General features: G+C 66.6%; 17 protein-coding genes and 1 tRNA gene. 4 read left to right on the top strand and 14 right to left on the bottom strand.

Going from position 1 to position 19,589, the window contains the following annotated elements; translation table 11 throughout:
• Positions 1-11: 11 nt before the first annotated feature.
• Entirely contained in the window at positions 12-2,783 is a 2,772-nt protein-coding gene (locus KOE53_RS00835; protein ID WP_188057059.1) for an Rne/Rng family ribonuclease, read from the bottom strand.
• Positions 2,784-3,066: 283 nt separating this feature from the next.
• Between KOE53_RS00835 and KOE53_RS00830 the strand changes: the two genes are divergently transcribed.
• Entirely contained in the window at positions 3,067-3,687 is a 621-nt protein-coding gene (locus KOE53_RS00830; RefSeq protein WP_188044881.1) for a vitamin K epoxide reductase family protein, read from the top strand.
• 25 nt (positions 3,688-3,712) lie between these two features.
• Here KOE53_RS00830 and coaE read toward each other — a convergent pair whose 3' ends face one another.
• Positions 3,713-4,309, bottom strand: a complete 597-nt coding sequence (coaE, locus tag KOE53_RS00825) for a dephospho-CoA kinase (protein WP_188057058.1) — start codon at positions 4,307-4,309, stop codon at positions 3,713-3,715.
• Between the two features lie 111 nt (positions 4,310-4,420).
• Between coaE and KOE53_RS00820 the strand changes: the two genes are divergently transcribed.
• Complete coding sequence (locus KOE53_RS00820; RefSeq protein WP_188057057.1) at positions 4,421-5,032, top strand: DUF4126 domain-containing protein; 612 nt, start codon at positions 4,421-4,423, stop codon at positions 5,030-5,032.
• A gap of 139 nt (positions 5,033-5,171) precedes the next feature.
• Here KOE53_RS00820 and rpsA read toward each other — a convergent pair whose 3' ends face one another.
• The 3 genes from rpsA to polA all read right to left on the bottom strand — a co-directional run bounded on the left by rpsA (position 5,172) and on the right by polA (position 10,105).
• Positions 5,172-6,623 carry a 30S ribosomal protein S1 gene (rpsA, locus tag KOE53_RS00815; RefSeq protein WP_188044884.1) on the bottom strand — a complete coding sequence of 484 codons (1,452 nt, stop codon included), beginning with the start codon at positions 6,621-6,623 and terminating at the stop codon, positions 5,172-5,174.
• A 191-nt stretch (positions 6,624-6,814) separates the two neighbouring features.
• Positions 6,815-7,426, bottom strand: coding sequence for an ankyrin repeat domain-containing protein (locus KOE53_RS00810; protein WP_188057056.1), 612 nt, complete (start codon positions 7,424-7,426; stop codon positions 6,815-6,817).
• A gap of 42 nt (positions 7,427-7,468) precedes the next feature.
• A complete protein-coding gene (gene polA / locus KOE53_RS00805) occupies positions 7,469-10,105 on the bottom strand; it encodes a DNA polymerase I (RefSeq protein WP_188057304.1) in 2,637 nt (878 codons plus the stop codon).
• 94 nt (positions 10,106-10,199) lie between these two features.
• Between polA and KOE53_RS00800 the strand changes: the two genes are divergently transcribed.
• Positions 10,200-10,619: a hotdog fold thioesterase gene (locus tag KOE53_RS00800; RefSeq protein WP_188044886.1), complete on the top strand. Its 420-nt coding sequence runs from the start codon at positions 10,200-10,202 to the stop codon at positions 10,617-10,619.
• A gap of 71 nt (positions 10,620-10,690) precedes the next feature.
• Here the strand turns inward: KOE53_RS00800 and KOE53_RS00795 are convergent, their stop codons facing one another.
• Complete coding sequence (locus tag KOE53_RS00795) at positions 10,691-11,326, bottom strand: ANTAR domain-containing response regulator (protein ID WP_223159815.1); 636 nt, start codon at positions 11,324-11,326, stop codon at positions 10,691-10,693.
• Positions 11,327-11,339: 13 nt separating this feature from the next.
• Here KOE53_RS00795 and KOE53_RS00790 point away from each other — a divergent pair.
• Positions 11,340-11,421, top strand: a tRNA-Leu gene (locus KOE53_RS00790).
• A 158-nt stretch (positions 11,422-11,579) separates the two neighbouring features.
• On the opposite strand, the gene pyk is transcribed toward KOE53_RS00790, so the two are convergent.
• The 8 genes from pyk to KOE53_RS00750 all read right to left on the bottom strand — a co-directional run bounded on the left by pyk (position 11,580) and on the right by KOE53_RS00750 (position 19,548).
• On the bottom strand, positions 11,580-13,037 hold the full coding sequence (gene pyk / locus KOE53_RS00785) for a pyruvate kinase (RefSeq protein ID WP_188057055.1): 1,458 nt from the start codon (positions 13,035-13,037) through the stop codon (positions 11,580-11,582).
• Between the two features lie 69 nt (positions 13,038-13,106).
• Complete coding sequence (gene lgt / locus KOE53_RS00780; RefSeq protein WP_188044889.1) at positions 13,107-14,048, bottom strand: prolipoprotein diacylglyceryl transferase; 942 nt, start codon at positions 14,046-14,048, stop codon at positions 13,107-13,109.
• A 57-nt stretch (positions 14,049-14,105) separates the two neighbouring features.
• Positions 14,106-14,894 (bottom strand): tryptophan synthase subunit alpha, encoded by a 789-nt coding sequence (gene trpA, locus KOE53_RS00775; RefSeq protein WP_188057054.1) that lies wholly within the window; start codon positions 14,892-14,894, stop codon positions 14,106-14,108.
• A complete protein-coding gene (gene trpB, locus KOE53_RS00770) occupies positions 14,891-16,123 on the bottom strand; it encodes a tryptophan synthase subunit beta (RefSeq protein WP_188057053.1) in 1,233 nt (410 codons plus the stop codon). Before trpB ends, trpA begins: the two co-directional genes overlap by 4 nt.
• A 40-nt stretch (positions 16,124-16,163) precedes the next feature.
• Positions 16,164-16,934 carry an indole-3-glycerol phosphate synthase TrpC gene (gene trpC, locus KOE53_RS00765; protein WP_188044892.1) on the bottom strand — a complete coding sequence of 257 codons (771 nt, stop codon included), beginning with the start codon at positions 16,932-16,934 and terminating at the stop codon, positions 16,164-16,166.
• A 2-nt stretch (positions 16,935-16,936) separates the two neighbouring features.
• On the bottom strand, positions 16,937-17,170 hold the full coding sequence (locus tag KOE53_RS00760; protein WP_188044893.1) for a DUF6704 family protein: 234 nt from the start codon (positions 17,168-17,170) through the stop codon (positions 16,937-16,939).
• A gap of 114 nt (positions 17,171-17,284) precedes the next feature.
• Complete coding sequence (locus tag KOE53_RS00755; RefSeq protein WP_188044894.1) at positions 17,285-17,995, bottom strand: Trp biosynthesis-associated membrane protein; 711 nt, start codon at positions 17,993-17,995, stop codon at positions 17,285-17,287.
• Positions 17,995-19,548: an anthranilate synthase component I gene (locus tag KOE53_RS00750; protein ID WP_188044895.1), complete on the bottom strand. Its 1,554-nt coding sequence runs from the start codon at positions 19,546-19,548 to the stop codon at positions 17,995-17,997. Before KOE53_RS00750 ends, KOE53_RS00755 begins: the two co-directional genes overlap by 1 nt.
• Positions 19,549-19,589: the final 41 nt, after the last annotated feature.

The following is a 19,589-nucleotide window of genomic DNA, read 5'->3' as shown; positions in this document are numbered from 1 at the left end:
GAAAAATCCCGCTATTCGGCTCCGTCAGCGAGCGAGCCACCGCGGATAGCACCCGTGGAAACTCGCCGACGACGGTTCCGGCTCTGGCCGGGGGCCGGAGCCTCCGGAAGCGCATCGAGCACCGAGTCCAAGAGCCCCGCTTTCGGAGCGTCCCCACTCGCCTGCGTCGCACGGGGCGACTCAGCGGGCGGGTTCTTACCGGAGGGCATTGCCTGGCCAAGCATCTCGGCCACTGCGCGCACGGCATCGGCATCGACGGTCTCCGCGGGGGCCTCGGACCGACTCACCACCGGGACATCGGCAATGAGCTCGGCAACCGCCTCGGCGGCGCGCGCCTCGCGACTCGCATCGTTCTTTGCGCGGCGGCTTCGCACGCGACCGGACACCGCGGGCGCCTGCTGCGCTGGCGCTTGCGCCGGTGCCGCTACCTGAGTATCTGCCGAATCGGCGGCCTCGTGATGCGCGTCTTCTCGCCCGGAAGCCGGGATCGTGGAAGCAGCAACCGCGGCGAGCATGTTCTTGGCGCCGTCCGTGATGCTGTGGGTCTGCGCTGCGGGCTGAGGCTGGACCGGAGCCGCGGACTTTCGGCGATTGCGCGAGCTATTATTCGCCGCGCCTCCGCCGTTGCTACCGTTCGCGTTCGCACCTGCATCGCTCCGGTGACGAGTCACGGGGTCGTGATGCACGATGATGCCGCGGCCGGCGCAGGTGTCGCACGGCTCACTGAATGACTCCAGCAGGCCCAGGCCAAGCTTCTTGCGCGTCATCTGCACGAGCCCCAGCGACGTGACCTCGGCCACCTGGTGCTTGGTGCGATCCCGACTCAAGCACTCGACCATGCGGCGGAGCACGAGATCACGGTTCGACTCGAGCACCATGTCGATGAAGTCGACCACGATGATGCCGCCGATATCGCGCAGGCGCAGCTGACGCACGATCTCCTCAGCCGCTTCGAGGTTGTTCTTCGTCACCGTCTCCTCGAGGTTTCCCCCCGAGCCGACGAACTTGCCGGTATTGACGTCGACAACGGTCATCGCCTCGGTCCGGTCGATCACGAGCGAACCGCCGGACGGCAGCCACACCTTGCGATCGAGCGCCTTCGAGATCTGCTCCGTAATACGGAACTCCTCGAAGATATCGCGCTCTTCCTCGTAGCGCAGCGTCCGCTCCAAGAGATCGGGGGCCACCTGGCCGAGGTAGTCGTGGATCGTCTGGAAGGTCGACTCCCCCGAGACCACCATGCGGTGGAAGTCCTCATTGAAGACATCCCGCACAATCTTGATGAGCATGTCGGGCTCGGAGTGCAGCAAGGCCGGGGCTCCGCCCTTGCCGGTGCGCTCCTGAATCGACTCCCACTGACGGGTGAGGCGCTGTACATCGAGCGTGAGCTGTTCTTCGCTCGCCCCCTCCGCAGCGGTGCGCACGATGACGCCCACACCCGTGGGAAGCGCTTCCTTCAGGATCTTCTTCAGGCGTGCGCGCTCCGTATCGGGAAGCTTGCGGGAGATGCCGTTCATGGATCCACCGGGAACGTACACGAGGAAGCGCCCCGGGAGCGACACCTGGCTCGTGAGACGGGCGCCCTTGTGTCCGACGGGATCCTTCGTCACCTGGACGAGGACCTGGTCACCTGGCTTCAACGCGTTCTCAATGCGGCGGGCGGTGTTGCCACCCTCAAGCGCAGACCAATCAACTTCGCCCGAGTACAGCACGGCATTCCGGCCGCGACCAATATCGACGAAAGCGGCCTCCATGCTCGGCAGCACGTTCTGGACGCGTCCGAGATACACGTTGCCAATCAGCGAGCTCTCACTCGAGCGAGCCACATAGTGCTCAACCAGCACGCTGTCCTCGAGGACACCGATCTGGATCCGGTCGTCCTTTGAGCGAACCACCATGACACGGTCGACCGACTCTCGACGGGCGAGGAACTCAGACTCGGTCACGACGACGCGACGACGTCCAGCCTCGCGGCCATCACGGCGACGCTGCTTCTTGGCTTCCAGTCGCGTCGATCCCTTGATCTTCTGCGGCTCGGTAATGAGCGGCGCCTGACGTTCGCGAACGCGACGCGGCTCTTCCTCGTGCTCAACATCACTGCCCGAACGACGACGCGTGCGTCGGCGGCCGCTCTCGCGGTCGTCCGAGTCGCGGTCGCGCTCCTGGAAGCGGTCCTCACGAGAGTCACGGGATGCTCGCGCCTCGCGCTGGCGATCCGCGCGCTGATCGAAGATCTCGTCCAGCTCGCGCAAGTCACGGCCGGAGTCTCGCCGCGAGCGCGGCGGGATCGGCATCACATCGGGCGCCAAGAAGATGAGCTTCGTCGTGGCGCGGAAGCGCTGCTCCGGCGTCATCTCGGCAAACGGAATGACTGGGGCGAGTGCCGGAGCGGCCGCTTCAGCGGCTTCTTCGGCCACGGGCTCCGCTGCCGCGGGTTCCGCGCCTGCGGGCTCTTCGACCCGGGGAGCCTCGGCTGCCGGAGCGTCGTCAGTCGCCGCGACTGCATCGCTTGCCGCTGCATCGGCGACAACTGCGTCAGTAGCGACAGCCTCGAGCAGCTCCGTTGCCGGCTCGACGGCCGCTTCGTCCGCCTCGGTGCCGGGCTCTGCGGCGGACGACGCCTCATCTCCCGCTTCCGCCACGGCTTGAGTGCCGGCCGCGTCTACGGTCGCCTCCTCAGCGTCGCGGACCGACTCGGCCGCAGCATCCAGTGCGACGTCCGCTGTCTGTTCGTTTTCCCCGCTCAGTTCGGGCTGTTCATCGTCATTCTGAAAATTCACCATTCGCAGGTGCACTCCTCTACCGGGCGAGCTTCCGCTCCCCGGATATCTCACTCCTGCGGCGACTTCTGCGCCGCGAATCCTTTGCGGCACCCTCGGTGCCGTCCGGTCGTTCATCGACCGTCGGCACCCTGTCGGGCACCGGTAAACTTCGCACATGGCCCGGACCTAGAGTCCGAGTTCACGCTCTGACCATTATGTCATGCGGGGGCCGCGGGAACACCCCTCGCCACGACGGGATTTGCGCGCTCAGGCGAGCGCCCTCGTCGGGCGATAGGATCCTGCCATGACGACGTCCGCGAACGCGCCCGCTCAGCCTCGCCCGGTAGCCTTTGCCCTGTTCACGATAGTGCTCGGCGCCATTGGCTGGTTTGCCTCGTGGGAGTTGCTGACCGAGTACATTAAGACGCTGCAGAACCCCGGGTACAGCCCCAACTGCAACGTGAGCGTGCTCGTCACCTGCGGCCCCAACATGGGTTCCTGGCAGGGATCCCTCCTCGGCTTCAGCAACACCATCATCGGCGTTTCCGCCTTTGTCGCCCCGATCGTCGTCGGCGCAGCCTTGCTTGCCGGCGCTCGATTCTCGCGCTGGTTCTGGCACCTCTACCAGCTGGGCCTGCTCGCCGGTTTCGTCTTCATCTGCTGGCTGTCCGTGCAGAGCGTCTTTGCTCTCGGCACGCTGTGCCCCTGGTGCATGGTCGTGTGGACGGTCATGATTCCGCTCTGGTGGACCGGGCTCTTCCGCCCGTTTGCCGCCGGGGATATTCCCTCCCCCGCAGGCACGCAGCGAGTCTTCCAGGGTCTGTACTCATGGAGCTGGGTCTTCGTGGTGGCGTGCTACTTCATCATCGCGACCTTCGCGCAGGTCAACTTGAACTGGCTCGCGGAGCTCATGCGAGCGTTCTAGCTAGCACCGAACCGTCACCGGTGGGCTATCCCGTCAGCCGTTCCCACAACGCATCGGCCGCGGCCAGGGTTTCATCTTCCGATCGCGAGGTATCGATGATGACGTCGGCGATCGCACGGCGTTCCTCGTCGCTCGCCTGGTTGCGCACGCGGGCACGCGCATCGGCTGCAGACATGCCGCGGTGTGCCATCAGGCGCTCCACACGCATCTCGGCAGGCGCATCAGCCACGACGATGAGATCCCACGGGTGGTCTACGCCGGCCTCCACGAGCAGTGGAACGTCGTACACCACCACCGCGTCAGGATCGCGCTCCCCCGCCTCTCTCATGAGCCTGCGGGTGAGTTCCTGCACCGCCGGGTGCACGATCGACTCGAGGTCCTCGAGCGCGCTGCCGTCCGAGAACACCAGCGCACCCAGCGCCGCACGGTCGAGCTCGCCGTCGCCCGTGATGATCCCTCGCCCAAATCGCCGGGCGATCTGAGCGAGGGCGGGAGTTCCCGGTGCCACCACGTCGCGGGCCAGTTGGTCGGCATCCAGATGCACGGCCCCGTGTTCCGCGAGGCGTCGGGCAATCGTTGACTTGCCGGACGCGATTCCGCCGGTGAGACCGATGAGCTGCACACACGCAGTCTATCCGGGGCGCAGCGTGGCACACACGTGCTGGGGAGGACTCGCTGACGTCGTACACTGGGGCCAGCCGAAATCGGGCCTGCAGGTCGACGGGAGACACCCATGATTGAAGTAGTCACCGGGTTGGTGCTCGCCTCTGCGGCCGGCCTCAACGCCTACATTCCGCTGCTCGGCCTCGGACTCCTCTCGCGGTTCACCGAGCTCGTTGCCCTGCCCGACGGCTGGGCTTGGTTGGAGAACACCTGGGTGATGGTGATCCTCGGCGTGCTGCTCGCCATTGAGACGCTGGTCGACAAGGTCCCGGCGCTCGACACCGTCAATGACGTGCTGCACACGGTCATCCGCCCGGCGTCCGGCGGGCTGGTGTTCGCCGCCGGCGCCTCGAGCGAGACCGTGGCGGTCACCGATCCGGCGGCGTTTGTCTCGTCCCAGAACTGGTGGCCGTTTGTCATCGGGATCCTGGTCGCGCTCGTCCCGCACCTCTTGAAGATGATCAGCCGCCCGGTGCTCAACGCCGTCACAGGCGGGGCTGGAGCCGCGGTGGCGAGCACCGCAGAGGACATTGGAGCGGTCACGCTCACAGTGCTCGCGGTCGTCGTGCCGATCCTGGCGCTGCTGCTGCTCGTGGGACTCGTGGTTTGGCTCTCGCTCCGTCTGCGACGGGCATTGCGGCGACGCGAGGCCGCCCAGCTCGCTGCGCGGGCGTCCGCCTAGCGCACGGCCAATACGCTCGCCCATTGACCGCGCCATCGGCGGCGCCTCCAGCCAACGCCAAAGGCCCGGCGCCCCTTTCGGGGAACCGGGCCTTCAGTGTGTGAAGTGCTTCAGCCTGAACGAGGTCAGACCGCGAGGACTAGTTGCCCTCGAGGCGCTCCTTCAGCGCAGCAAGCGCCTCATCGTCGGCAAGGGTGCCGGCCGAGGAGGAATCGCTCGAGAAGGTGGAAGCGCCAGCCTCAACCTTGGGGGCCGCAGCCTGATCCACGATCGACTGTGCAACCTGCTTCTTGTGCGACTCCCAGCGAGCCTGGGCTGCTGCGTACTCGAGCTCCCACTTCTCGCGCTGAGTCTCGAAGCCTTCCTTCCACTCCTGGGTCTCAGGATCGAAGCCCTCGGGGTACTTGTACTCACCGTTCTCGTCGTACTCGGTGGTCATACCGTAGAGCGCCGGATCGAACTCGGTGCCCTCGGGATCCACACCGTCGTTCGCCTGCTTGAGGCTGAGCGAGATGCGGCGACGATCGAGATCGATGTCGATGATCTTGACGAAGACCTCTTCGCCAACCGACACGACCTGCTCGGCGAGCTCAACGTGCTGGCCCGAAAGCTCGGAGATGTGCACGAGGCCCTCGATGCCGTCAGCAACGCGAACGAACGCACCGAAGGGAACGAGCTTGGTGACCTTGCCCGGAGCGATCTGGCCGATCGCGTGCGTGCGGGCGAAGACCTGCCACGGATCCTCCTGCGTCGCCTTGAGCGAGAGCGAGACGCGCTCGCGATCGAGCTCGACCGAAAGCACCTCGACGGTGACTTCCTGGCCAACCTCGACGACCTCGGATGCGTGGTCGATGTGCTTCCACGACAGCTCCGAGACGTGCACGAGGCCGTCGACGCCGCCGAGGTCCACGAACGCGCCGAAGTTGACGATCGAGGAGATAACACCCTTGCGGACCTGGCCCGGTGCGAGGTTCGCGAGGAACGTCGAACGGCTCTCCGACTGGGTCTGCTCGAGCAGCGCACGGCGCGAGAGCACGACGTTGTTGCGGTTCTTGTCGAGTTCGAGGATCTTCGCCTCGAGCTCCTGACCCAGGTACGGGGTCAGGTCACGCACGCGGCGCAGCTCGATGAGCGAGGCCGGGAGGAAGCCGCGGAGCCCGATGTCCACGATGAGGCCGCCCTTGACGACCTCGATGACGGTGCCGGTGACGACGCCGTCCTCTTCCTTGATCTTCTCCACATCGCCCCATGCACGCTCGTACTGAGCGCGCTTCTTGGACAGGATCAGACGGCCTTCCTTGTCCTCCTTCTGGAGAACGAGCGCCTCGACGGTGTCGCCGACCTTGACAACCTCGTCGGGGTTGACATCGTGCTTGATGGAAAGCTCGCGGGAGGGAATGACACCCTCGGTCTTGAATCCGACGTCGAGGAGAACCTCGTCGCGGTCAATCTTCACCACGGTGCCCTCAATGAGGTCTCCGTCGTTGAAAGACTTAATCGTCAGTTCGACCGCGGCAAGAAAGTCTTCTGCAGATCCGATGTCGTTGATCGCGACCTGCTTGAGTGCCTGATCGGTCGTTGCGTTCGTCATGTAGTTTGTACTCCAGGGTGGACAGGAATTCGGGCCGGGATCAGGAAATGATCTGAATCTCGGCGATGGATTGGGTATATCTCGCCACAAGCGTGACGCTCTAGCCTAGCGCGCCGCTGCCGGTCCGGTCAATTGCGCTTCCGGGCGCGTCGCGCGGACTTCTCCTAAGGGAGACCTACTCGGGAGAGTCCCTATCGGTGCCCGCCCGCGGCCTCGATCAGCTGTGCGAGGCCCGCGTACCCTCGCGCTTCCGCGTTCGCCAGCGGGGTTCGGCCTTCGAAATCACGGAGGTTCGGGTCGGCCCCGCCGGCGAGCAGGAGGCGCACGGTGTCGCGGTGCTGCTCGTCGTCGGCGCCAAGCAGCACCGCCTCCTGAAGCGCGGTCCAGCCGAGCTTGTTGACGTGATTGGGGTCAATGCCTGCGTCAAGCAGCAGCTCCGTGACCCGGACTTGGCCATACTCCCCCGCGGGAATCAGCGCCGTACCGCCGTAACGATTGGTTCGCGCAAGGTCCGCGCCGTGGCGGAGGGTGAGTTCGAGGATCTCGACGTACCCCTCGGCGCCGGAGTAGAGGTAGGCGTTGTCGAGCTGATCATCTTGCGCATTGACGTCGGCGCCCGCTTCGATGAGCGCCCGGGCCGCCGCGACGTGGTTCTGCTGCGTCGCGAACAGGAGTGGAGTGCGTCCACGAGGGCCCCGGCGCTCACGCTCCGCTCCCCGAGCCAACGCCTCAGCCACCCGGGCGCCATCGTTCGCGGCGATCGCGGCGTGCAGTTCGTCGTTCGGGTCGAGCTCGGGGGACATCGGACGGGCCTCCTGCCAGGGGTTCGGATGGGGCAGACCGGGCTAGTGCGCGGCCGCGTTCCAGTTCGCGCCCCGGCCAACCTGCACCTCGAGCGGCACCGAGAGCTCCGCCGCCCCAGCCATCTCTTCACGCACAATCGCCTCGAGGGCATCCCACTCGCCCGGTGAGACCTCGAACATGAGCTCATCGTGAATCTGCAGCAGCATGCGCGAGCTCAACCCGGCCTCGGCTACCCGGCGTTCGATCTTGATCATCGCCAACTTGATGATGTCCGCCGCGCTGCCCTGAATGGGGGCATTGAGCGCCGCGCGTTCCGCGTTCTCGCGCAGCACCCGGTTCGGGCTCGCCAGATCAGGGAACGGGCGCCGACGGCCGAAGATGGTCTCGGTGACGAGCTCCTGCTTCGCCTCCTGAACGACCGAGCGCAGGTAGTCACGCACCCCACCAAAGCGCTCGAAGTAGTCGAGCATGAGCTGCTTCGCCTCGCCCGCGCTGATACCGAGCTGCTTCGACAGGCCAAACGCGGACAGCCCGTAGGCGAGGCCGTACGACATGGCCTTCACCTTCGAGCGCATCTCGTTCGTCACCTCGTCGGGGGCGACCCCGAAGATGCGCGATCCGACAAAGCGGTGCAGGTCCTCGCCCGCGTTGAACGCCTCGATCAGGCCAGCGTCGCCCGAGAGGTGCGCCATGATGCGCATCTCAATCTGCGAGTAGTCGGCCGTCATCAGGCACTCGTATTCGGGGGCGTGAATGAAGCCCTCGCGAATGCGGCGGCCCTCCTCCGTCCGGACCGGGATGTTCTGTAGGTTCGGCTCGGTCGAGGCCAAACGCCCCGTGCTCGCGCCGATCTGCACGAGCGTTGTGTGGATGCGCCCGTCGGGCTGCACCGCCTTCACGAGCCCCTCGATGATCTGGCGCAGTTTGTTGGCATCGCGGTGCGCGAGCAGGCTGCCGAGGAACGGGTGCGGGTGCTTCGCCTGTAGGTCGGTCAGCGCCGCCGCGTCGGTCGTGTAGCCGGTCTTCGTCGCGCGGGTCTTCGGCATGCCGAGCTCGGTGAACAGCACCTCCTGTAACTGCTTGGGCGAGCCGAGGTTGACCTCGTGACCCAGGTAACCAAAGGCCTCCTGCTCGAGTTCCACGACTCGCTCAGCCAGCGCCGCCTCGTGCGCCTGCAAGAGCGGGAGATCCATCTGGACGCCGCGGCGTTCGAGATCGCCCAGCACCGGCACGAGCGGCAACTCGATCGAGCGATACACGAAATCAGTCTTGCCCTGGAACTGCTCGAGCAGGGCGGCGTGGACGCGCAGCACGTACCAAGCGAGTTCCGCCTCGCCCGCGATGCTTCCCTCTTCCGGCACCAGCTGGTTGGGGTCGCCCTCCGGCACCTGCTCTCCCAGATAGCGCGCCACGGCCGCCGCGATCGTTTTCTCGGGCGCAGTCGGCCGTGCGAGCCAGGCGGCCACGAGGGCGTCGCCGGCGAGCCCGCCAAGCCGGATCCCGGCCCGATCGAGAATCTTGCTCTGTGCCTTCGCGTCCCACAAAATCTTGGGCGCGTCCGAGGTCAGCCAGCGCTCGAGCGGCGCGTAGTCGCTCGCCCCCGGACGCCAGGTGAGCTGGACCGAGGCCGTCGTGCTCGCCACACCGATACGGACGGCGCCGTCGCCGTCGTCGGCGAGCAGCACCGCCGGGCTCTCGAGCGCGGCGAGCCACACCTCGAGCTCTTCGTCGAGCAACACCTTCGCGGCCGGAGCGACCGGCACCTCAGCGACGGCGGCCGCGGCTGTAGCGCCGGAGGTCCCGGCCGGCACCTCGGCGCCGACGAGTTTGGCGACACGTTGCAACAGCGTCCGAAATTCCAGTCGGCCGAACATGTCCTGTACCTGCGCGAGGTCCATCTCGCCGCGCTTGAGTGACTCGAGGGTTACGTCGAGCTCGACGTCGCGCACGAGTCGGTTCAGCCGCCGGTTCCGCTCGGCCAGGTGCGCATGCTCGCGGAGGCTCTCGCCCACCTTCCCGCCGATCTCGTCCTGGCGTCGCAGAATCTCCTCGAGCGAACCGAACTGGTTGATCCACTTCACGGCCGTCTTCTCACCGACCTTGGGAACGCCGGGGAGGTTGTCGCTCGTCTCGCCGACCAGCGCCGCGATCTCGGGGTACTGCTCGGGACGAATGCCGTAGCGCTCCATGACCTTCGCCGCGTCGTAACGGGTGAGCTCGCTCACGCCCTGCTTGGACGGGTAGAGCAACGTCACGTTGTCGTCGACGAGCTGGATGGTGTCACGGTCCCCGCTCACCACGAGCACGCGGTATCCCGACTCCGAGCCGCGCAACGAGAGCGTGGCGAGGATGTCGTCGGCCTCGTAGTTTTCCTTCTCGATCGTCACGATCCCCATCGCGTGCAGGGCCTCCTGCAGCAGTGGGATCTGTCCCTTGAACTCGACGGGAGTCTCGCCACGAGTGCCCTTGTACTCGGGGTACTCCTCAGTGCGGAACGAGTGCCGAGAAATGTCGAAGGCGACCGCGAGGTGGTCCGGCTTCTCGTTCGCCAGCAGATTGATCAGCATGGCAATGAACCCGTGGATCGCGTTCGTGTGTTGCCCGTCACGGGTCTGGAAGCTGTCTACCGGGAGCGCGTAGAAGGCGCGGAAGGCCAGCGAGTGGCCATCGATGATCATCAGAGTAGGCTGGGGCGAATTCGACACGTCACCAGCCTACTTCGCTAGGCACCATCTGCGGGCCTGATCCGGCCCGGAAAGGACGCCTCGCCGCATGAGCCAGCGCACCGAAATCGACCCGCTCGCCTACATCCAGGAGCGCGGACTGGGCGCCCTCGCGGATCGGATGGGTATCGAGATGATCGAGTTCACCGCCGATCACGCGATCGCGACAATGCCGGTCGAAGGAAACACGCAGCCGATCGGCCTGCTGCACGGAGGTGCGTACGTCGTGCTCGGCGAGACGCTCGGCTCGATGCACGCGAATCTGCACGCCCCCGAGGGGTTCGTGGGTGTCGGTGTCGACATCAACGCGACACACACCGGATCTGCGACCGCGGGCATCGTCCGTGGGGTGTGCACACCGATTCACCTGGGCCGCACCCTCACCGTCCACGAGATTGTGATCTCGGACGAGCAGGATCGACGCTGCTCAACCGTGCGCATCACGAACGTGTACCGCCCGATTCGCTAGCCCCACGCACAAAACGGCCCCGGATCCTGTCAGGATCTCGGGGCCGTTTCTCGTTCGTGGCTCTGGCCAGGCTACTTCTTCTGCGAGCCGAGCTGATCGATGATCGTCTTGGCGACGTCCTGCATGGTCAGGCGACGATCCATGGATGCCTTCTGGATCCAGCGGAACGCGTCGGGCTCGGAGAGGCCCATCTTGTCGTTGAGGATGCCCTTGGCGCGGTCGACGAGCTTGCGGGTCTCAAAACGCTCGGCGAGGTCAGACACCTCGGACTCGAGCGCCACAATCTGCTGGAAGCGAGAGATCGCAATCTCGATCGCAGGCAGCAGGTCGGCCGGGGTAAACGGCTTGACGACGTACGCGAGTGCGCCGGCTTCGGTGGCTCGGTCGACGAGCTCCTTCTGGCTGAAGGCGGTGAGCAGCACGACGGGTGCGAGGTGGTTCTTGTTGATGCGCTCGGCTGCCGAGATGCCGTCGAGCTGGGGCATCTTGACATCCATCACGACGACGTCGGGGCGGAGCTCTTCCACCAGAGCAACTGCGGTCTCTCCATCACCCGCTTCGCCCACAACATCGAATCCGTTGTCGCGCAGGATTTCTACGATGTCGAGCCGGATGAGTGATTCGTCTTCGGCGACGACAACGCGTCGCTTGGAGCTTGGGGTGTTGGCCTGGTCAGTCACGACACTTAGTTTACGGTACGCTGGCATGTGTCACCTGTAAGCCGGATTGGCGGAATCGGCAGACGCGGAGCACTCAAAATGCTTTGCCTTCGGGCGTGCGAGTTCAAGTCTCGCATCCGGCACTGATTGACACAGGAGAACGCCGGGTCCCCTCTGGGGCCCGGCGTTCTCCTGTTTGCGCGCGGCGCACGCTGCGCCGTGAAACACGAAAGCGCCAGGAATCCCTGCGGGGAAACCTGGCGCTTTCGTGTTCGCGCGGGCGTGTCGGCCCGGAGTCGCGCTAGTCCGCGAGGTGCTTGCGCGGTCCCGCGTCGGCGAGCAGGCCAGAGGACTCCCCCACGCGGTGGATACGCAGCGTGTTGGTCGAGCCCACTACTCCGGGAGGGGATCCGGCAATCACGAGCACCGTGTCGCCGACCTGGGCTCGCTCGTTGGAGAGCAACACGCCATCGACCTGCCCGAACATCTCGTCCGTCGAATCGACACGCGGCGTGGTGAAACTGTCCGCACCCCACGTGAGTTCCATGCGGCGACGAATCGCGTAGCTGGGCGTGAAGCCGAGAATGGGGATGGGCTTGCGCAGTCGCGACATCCGGCGCACCGTGTCGCCCGACTCCGTGAAAACGCAGATGTACCGGGCGCCAATGAACTCCGCGACCTCGGCCGCGGCGAGCGTGAGCGCGCCTCCCTGCGTGCGCGGCTTCGTGCCGAGCGGGTCGATGCGATCGAGCGCGTGGTCCTCCGTGGCGGAAATGATGCGCGCCATCGTCTCGACCGCGACGATCGGGTACGCCCCCACGCTCGTCTCGCCCGAGAGCATGACCGCGTCGGCGCCATCGAGCACGGCGTTGGCGCAGTCAGACGCCTCGGCGCGGGTCGGGCGCGGGTTCTCGATCATCGACTCGAACACCTGCGTCGCCACGATGACGGGTTTCGCGTTGCGGCGCGCGATGGCGATGGCCTCGGTCTGAACGAGCGGCACCCGCTCCAGCGGCATTTCGACGCCCAGATCGCCCCGGGCGACCATGATGCCGTCGAACGCCTGGACGATCTCCTCGAGGTTGTCCACCGCCTGCGGCTTCTCGATCTTGGCGATCACGGGAAGGCGAACGCCCTCCTCGTCCATGATCACGTGCACCCGGGTGATGTCGGCGGCGTCGCGCACAAACGAGAGCGCGATGTAGTCCACGCCCAAACGCAGCGCCCAGCGCAGGTCAGCTTCGTCTTTCTCGGACAGCGCGGGAACGTTGACCGCGACGCCGGGAAGGTTGATCCCCTTGTTGTTCGAGATCGCGCCGGGCACCTCGACCACGGTGTAGACGGTGTCGTCCGTAACGCGCACTGCGCGCAGCGTCACCTTGCCGTCGTCGATGAGCAACGGATCGCCGGGGCTCACGTCGCCGGGCAAGCCCTTGTGCGTCGTGCCGCCGATCGTCCGGTCCCCCACGATCTCGCGGGTCGTGATGGCGAACTCGTCGCCGACCTCAAGGTCGTACGGGCCGTCAGTAAACTTTCCGAGCCGAATCTTCGGCCCCTGCAGGTCGGCGAGCACCGCAATCGGGCGCCCGACCTCAGCCTCGGCGCGGCGAATGTTGCGATACACCCCCTCGTGCACGTTATGGGTGCCGTGCGAGAGGTTCAGCCTCGCGACGTTCACTCCCGCCTTGATGAGGTCCAGCGTGTGGTCGTAACTCGACACAGCCGGACCCCAGGTCGCGACGATCTTTGCGTGGCGCATGCTCGCTCCTCGAGGTAGATGATGCGGCGCTGCCCACGCCGCAAGGGTGCCGCGACTGACGGCGGAAAGCTAGGCGTCCGCCGCCACGTTCCCCTTGGCACTTCGCGCCGCGAGTACATGGTGGTACTCGTCGGGGTTCGCGGTCTCCTCTTCAATCGACTGTACCGGGTTTCGGCGACCGGGAAGGTACACGCTCGTCTCAATTCCGGGGTGACGACGACGCTGGACCAGGATCAGTACGATGCCGGCAACGATCGCTACGAGGGCGGTGAAAACGTTGGTGCGCAGGCCCAAGATGATGAGGCTCGGATCGACCCGAATCGACTCAACGATCGCGCGCCCGATGCCGTACCAGATGAAGTACATGCCGAGGAAGGTGCCCCAGCGCGGCTTCAGACGACGCTCAATTGCGAGCAGCACCACGATGCCGAGCAGGTTCCAGAGCAGCTCGTACAGGAAGGTGGGGTGGAACAGCGTTCCCTCGGGAAGCCCGACGGGGAACGCCGGGTTGTTGGCGGAAATCTCGAGGCCCCAGGGCAGCGTGGTCGGGCCGCCGAAGAGCTCGTGGTTGAACCAGTTCCCGAGGCGACCGAAGGCCTGCGCCAGGAGCAGTCCGGGAACGAGCGCGTCGGCGAACGACCAGAAGCGGACGCCGGTCAGGCGCGAGGCGATCAGCACGCCGATGGCACCACCGAGCAGTGCACCGAAGATCGCGATGCCGCCCTCCCAGATGGCGAAGACCTTCCAAAGGTCCTTGCCCGGGCCAAAGTAGTCACCGAAGTGGGTCACGACGTGGTAGATCCGGGCACCGATGATGCCGAGCACCACCGACCAGACCATGAAGTCGATTGCAACGCCGCGCTCGGCCCCGCGCTTCGTCAGGCGACTGCTGACCCACAGGGTGGCGGCGATGATGCCGAGCAGGATCCAGAGGGCGTAAAAGTAGATCCGAATCGGACCGATCTGCAAGAAGCTCACGTCGGGGCTCGGGATACTGAACGGGAGAATCATGCCTCTTCTTTCACCTGAGAAAACTGGGGGCGTCGTTCCGGGTGGAACGAAGCAATCCTAACGCTGCGTGCCTTCGGCCAGCGCCGCGGCGACCGCACGGACGCCCGCGACGCCATCCGCCGCGAGTGCACGCACGAGTGCAGAGCCCACGATCGCACCATCGGCGTACTCGAGCACCTCGCGCACCTGGGCGCCGGTCGAGATGCCGAGGCCCACACAGCTGTGCTCGCACCCGACCGCGCGCAGGCGCTCGACGAGGGTGCGTGCGGCCTGATCGACATCCCCGCGGGCCCCGGTAACTCCCATGGTCGACACGGTGTACACGAAGCCGCGGCTGAGTTCGGTGACGGTGCGCAGGCGCTCGTCACTCGAGGTCGGGGCGGCGAGGAACACGCGGTCCAGCTCTGCCCGCTCGGAGGCGGCCAACCAGTCGCCGGCCTCGTCGGGGATCAGATCGGGCGTAATGAGACCTGCACCCCCGGCGCCCTTGAGCTCGTCGGCGAACCGGTCCACCCCGTACTGCATGACGAGATTCCAATACGTCATGACGAGTACGGGGGCCTTGACCTGCTTCGTGATCTCGCGGACCGCAGTGATGCCGTCTGCGACGCGGAAGCCGTTCTTCAGCGCCTCGACCGTGGCAGCCTGGATGACCGGGCCGTCCATGACGGGGTCCGAGTAGGGCATGCCGAGCTCGATGATGTCGACGCCGCCCTCGACCATTGCGACCGCGGCGTCGATGCTCGTCTTCAGATCAGGGAAGCCGACCGGAAGGTAGCCGATGAGCGAACCGTTGGATGCATCCTTGCGGATCTGGAGCGTGCGCTCCACTGCGGACTCGCTCACGCGCTTGCTCCCTCTGCCGTCGAACCGTCTACTGGGGAGTCGTTCAGGCCGAAGTAGCTGGCCGCCGTCTCCATGTCCTTGTCGCCGCGCCCCGAGAGGCACACGAGCACGGTCTGATCCGGGCGCATGGTTGCGGCAAGCTGCAGGGCGCCCGCGAGCGCGTGCGAGGACTCGATCGCCGGTATAATTCCCTCGGTGCGTGACAGCTGCAAAAGCGCGTCCATCGCCTCCGCGTCGGTGATCGGCAGGTATGTTGCCCGCCCGATCGCCTGCAACCAGGCGTGCTCCGGACCGACGCCCGGGTAGTCGAGTCCCGCCGAGATCGAGTGCGATTCGATCGTCTGGCCGTCCTCGTTCTGGAGCATCTGGCTGCGGGCGCCGTGCAGGACGCCCGGGCGCCCGAGCGTCAAGGTCGCTGAATGACGAGGGGTGTCGATTCCTTCGCCCGCCGCCTCGTAGCCGTAGATGCCGACCGACTCGTCGTCGAGGAAGGCCTGAAACAGGCCAGCAGCGTTCGAGCCGCCGCCCACGCACGCGGCGATCGCGTCGGGCAGCGCGCCCGTGCGCTCAAGCATCTGTTCGCGCGCTTCCTCGCCGATGATCTGCTGGAAGTCGCGCACCATCGTCGGGAACGGGTGCGGACCGGCGACGGTGCCGAAGACATAGTTCGTCGTCTCGACGTTCGTGACCCAGTCGCGCATCGCCTCGTTGATTGCGTCCTTGAGGGTGCGTGATCCGGCCTCGACCGGGATCACCTCGGCGCCGAGCAGCCGCATCCGGGCGACATTGAGCGCCTGGCGCTCGGTGTCGACCGCGCCCATGTAGATCGTGCACTCCAGGCCGAAGAGGGCCGCCGCGGTCGCCGTCGCCACGCCATGCTGGCCGGCACCGGTCTCGGCGATCACGCGCTTCTTGCCGATGCGCCGCGTCAGCAGCGCCTGGCCGAGCACGTTATTGATCTTGTGCGAGCCCGTGTGGTTCAGGTCCTCGCGCTTCAGCAGGATCCTGGCGCCGCCGGCGATCGCCGCAAACCGCTTCACCTCAGTGAGCGGTGAGGGGCGACCCGTGTAGTCCTTGAGCAGCCCGGCGAGTTCTGCCCGGAAGGCGGGATCCGCCTTCGCTGCGTCGTAGGCAGCGGTGAGCTCGTCGAGCGCGAGCACGAGGGATTCGGGAACGAAACGTCCGCCGAATTCGCCGAAGTACGGCCCGGATACGTGGCTGAGAGACATGGGATCCTCGAAGTGGTTGTGGGGCGCCAGGGGCGCCAAGTTACACGCTCAGGAAGCCAGCGAGCGTGGCGATGGGGTCGTTCGTCACCAGCGCCTCGCCGACCAGCACGACGTCGGCGCCGGCCTCGCGGTAGTGCGCGACGTCGGCGACGTTCAACACTGCCGACTCTGCGACGCGAATCACGCCGGCCGGAATCTGGTCCGCGACTCGACCAAACAGGTCGCGATCAAGCTCAAACGTCGAGAGGTTGCGGGCGTTGACCCCGACCAGCTCCGCGCCGAGGTCGACGGCGCGGGAAACCTCGTCGGCCGAGTGCGTCTCGACCAGCGGGGTCATGCCAAGCTCACGCACGAGCGTGTGCAGGCGCACCAGCGTCGTCTGTGGCAGCGCGGCGACGATCAGCAACACGAGGTCCGCGCCCGAGGCACGGGCCTCAAGCACCTGGTACTCCTCGCCGATGAAGTCCTTGCGGAGCACCGGCAGGCTGACCGCCTTGCGCACTGCTTCGAGGTCCGCGAGCGACCCACGGAACTTGCGCTCCTCGGTCAACACGCTCACCGCGCTTGCCCCGCCAGCCTCATACTGCGCGGCCAACGCCGCGGGCTCGGGAATATCGGCGAGCAGGCCCCGCGAGGGGCTCGCGCGCTTGACTTCGGCGATGACACGAATGCGATCGGCAGGGGCGAGCGCGGCAAGCGCGTCGATCGCGGCGGCGCGCGCAAGCGCCTCCGCCTCGACCTGCGCGTACGGCCGAAGCTCGCGGCGCTTACTGGCGTCCTCGAGGGATCCTGCGAGCAGTTCGCTGAGCACGGTTAGTGCGAGGACTTCGGGGAGTACTTGGGCCCGTTGACCCCGTAGCCGGCCTTGGCCAGCACCCATCCGAGGATGAGGCCGATCAGCGCGACGCCGGCGCAGATCCAGACCAACCAGGCCTGGTGAAGGAAGAAGGCAACGGTGCCGGCCGCGATCGCGATCAGCATGACGATCACTGCGGTCCACGCAGCGGGCGAATCTCCGTGTCCGGGCTCTTCGTGCTGGGTACTCATGAATCTCCTCTAACGAATGGCAACCAAAAGCTGTTGTCTCAGACCAGACTACCGGTTTGGCGAGCGAAGCGCGGCACCCGGGGTCGCGTGCCGCGGGGGCGCGGTCTCCCCGCGCTAGGCCCGAGTGGCGGAAGCGTCGCCCTCGGGCGCGTCCGCCGGATCGGCTGGCTCGCCCGAATCGGCCACCTCGCTCGGATCTGCCACCTCGCTCGGATCGGCGCCGTCGCTCAGCGCGTCCCAGTCTGAGATGCGGTCGTGCTCAGGTGTCTGGGCGGCCTGGCCAGCAGGGTCGTCTCCGGCGGGGCGTGGGCCGGACGCCGTGGCGGCCGTTTCATACTTGCGGCCGGCGGCCCGCCAGCGGCTGCCCCACACCAGCACAGCGATGCCGAGGAGCGCGGCGATGCAGCCCGCCGTGGCAGTGATCGCCGCCCACACGCTGACCTGGCTCGAGGCGACCACGGCGATACCGGTCGCGTCGCTGCCACCGATCCCGGTGAGCTCGGTGACTTTGCCCGCGGCGGCGTCAAGCGGAGCTTGCAGCACCCCCAGAGTGAGGGCCACAATGCCGCCGCCGAGAACGACGCCGAGCGCGCCGAGCACGAAGCGAAAGATCCGGCCCGCGATCGTGAGCGCCAGCGCCAGTGCAGCGAGGGCCAGGGCCATGGGCGCGAGCGGAGGGCTGAGCTGCTGACCCGTGACCGTGAGTGTCCCCTGCGCGGAGACCCCCTCGCTGAGTTCGATACTCAACCAGACCTGGGTCGCGGCGATGAGCGCGACCGCGGCCACCAGCAAGGTACCGGTGACGACGAGCTTCTTACTTGCCATCAGCGCGTCCCGCCGAGCGTGCGCAGCGTGTTGGCGATCGCGACGGCGCGAAGCGGCGCCGCCGCCTTATTGCGTGACTCCTGGTCTTCCAGCTCGGGGACCGAGTCGGCGACGATGCCGCCGCCGGCCTGGACCATCGCGACGCCGTCGCGGATGGTGGCCGTCCGAATCGCGATGGCGAGATCAGCCGAACCGCCCAGACCGAAGTACCCGACGACGCCGCCGTAGACGCCGCGCTGCACCGGCTCGAGTGCATCGATGATCTCGAGCGCACGCGGCTTCGGCGCCCCCGAGAGCGTGCCCGCCGGGAAGGTCGCCCGGAATGCGTCGATTGAGTTCTGCTCGGGGCGCAAACGACCCTCGACGGTCGACACGATATGCATGATGTGACTGAAGCGTTCAATCCGCATGAACTCGGTCACCTCCACCGAATCGGAGCGACAGACACGGAGCAGGTCGTTGCGCGCAAGATCGACCAACATGAGGTGCTCGGCGCGCTCCTTCTCGTCGGCCATCAGATCGCGCTCAAACTGCTGATCCTCTTCGATCGACTCGCCCCGGGGACGCGATCCCGCGATCGGGTGCGTCAACACGCGGTCGTCGTGCACGGTGACGAGCGCTTCGGGACTCGATCCCACGACCGCGAACGGACGCCCGTCGTTGTCCTCGAGACTCAGCAGGTACAGATACGGGCTGGGGTTCAAGTGGCGCAGGACGCGGTACACGTCGAGCGGGTCGGCGTCGCAGCGATGATCGAACCGTTGCGACAGCACCACCTGGAAGATGTCGCCGTCGACGATGTGCTGCTTGGCCACGGCGACACCCGCGAGATAGTCTGCCTCGCTGGTCAGCCGGACGGCCTCGGCGAGTGCCTCGCGGTCGAGCACGCCCAGCGGAGTGGCGGCCGGGGCGGCGAGCCGCTCCTGCAGCGCGTCGAGCCGACGCTGGGCATCGGCCCACTGCGCGTCAGCGTCGGCCTCGATGAGGTCGTCGTTGAGGACGTTCACGATGAGCGTCACGAGCCCGTCGCGGTGGTCGATCACGACGAGCTCGGACACGAAGCTCAGCCCCTGGGCGGGAAGTCCGGGACCCTCGGTCGGGCCGTGCTCGAGGCGCTCGAACTGCCGCACCGTCTCCCACCCCATGTACCCGACGAACCCACTCGCGAGCGGCGGCAGGCCGGGAAGCGGCGCACTCTTCCAGCGCTCGTAAACCTCGCGCAGCGCCTCGACCGGGGCAAGGCCCGTGACGCCGCCAGGAAGCAGACGTTCTTCCGCGAGCGCGACGCCGTCTCCCCCGGTCGGCCGCCAATTGGCGCGTCCGCCCTGCTCACCGAGCGTGCCGAATGTACCGGCACCGACAAAGCTAAAGCGGGTCCAAACGCCGCCCTGCTCTGCCGACTCAAGCAGAAACGTTCCGGGGCGCGACTGCGCGACCTTTCGGTAGATGCTCACGGGAGTGTCCCCGTCCGCGAAGATCTCGCGGCACACGGGGATCACTCGATGGGTGGAACGCGCGGCGTCAAAAGCGTCGCGGGGCGTCGAAGTGCTCACCGCATCATCGTAGCGCGGCGCCCGCGCTGATCCTGCGCCCG

Origin of the sequence: Leucobacter sp. CX87 (assembly GCF_018682295.1) — a bacterium.
GTDB lineage: Bacteria > Actinomycetota > Actinomycetes > Actinomycetales > Microbacteriaceae > Cx-87.
The sequence above is the reverse complement of the archived record's forward strand: the minus strand, read 5'-3'. Positions and strand labels throughout refer to the sequence as shown.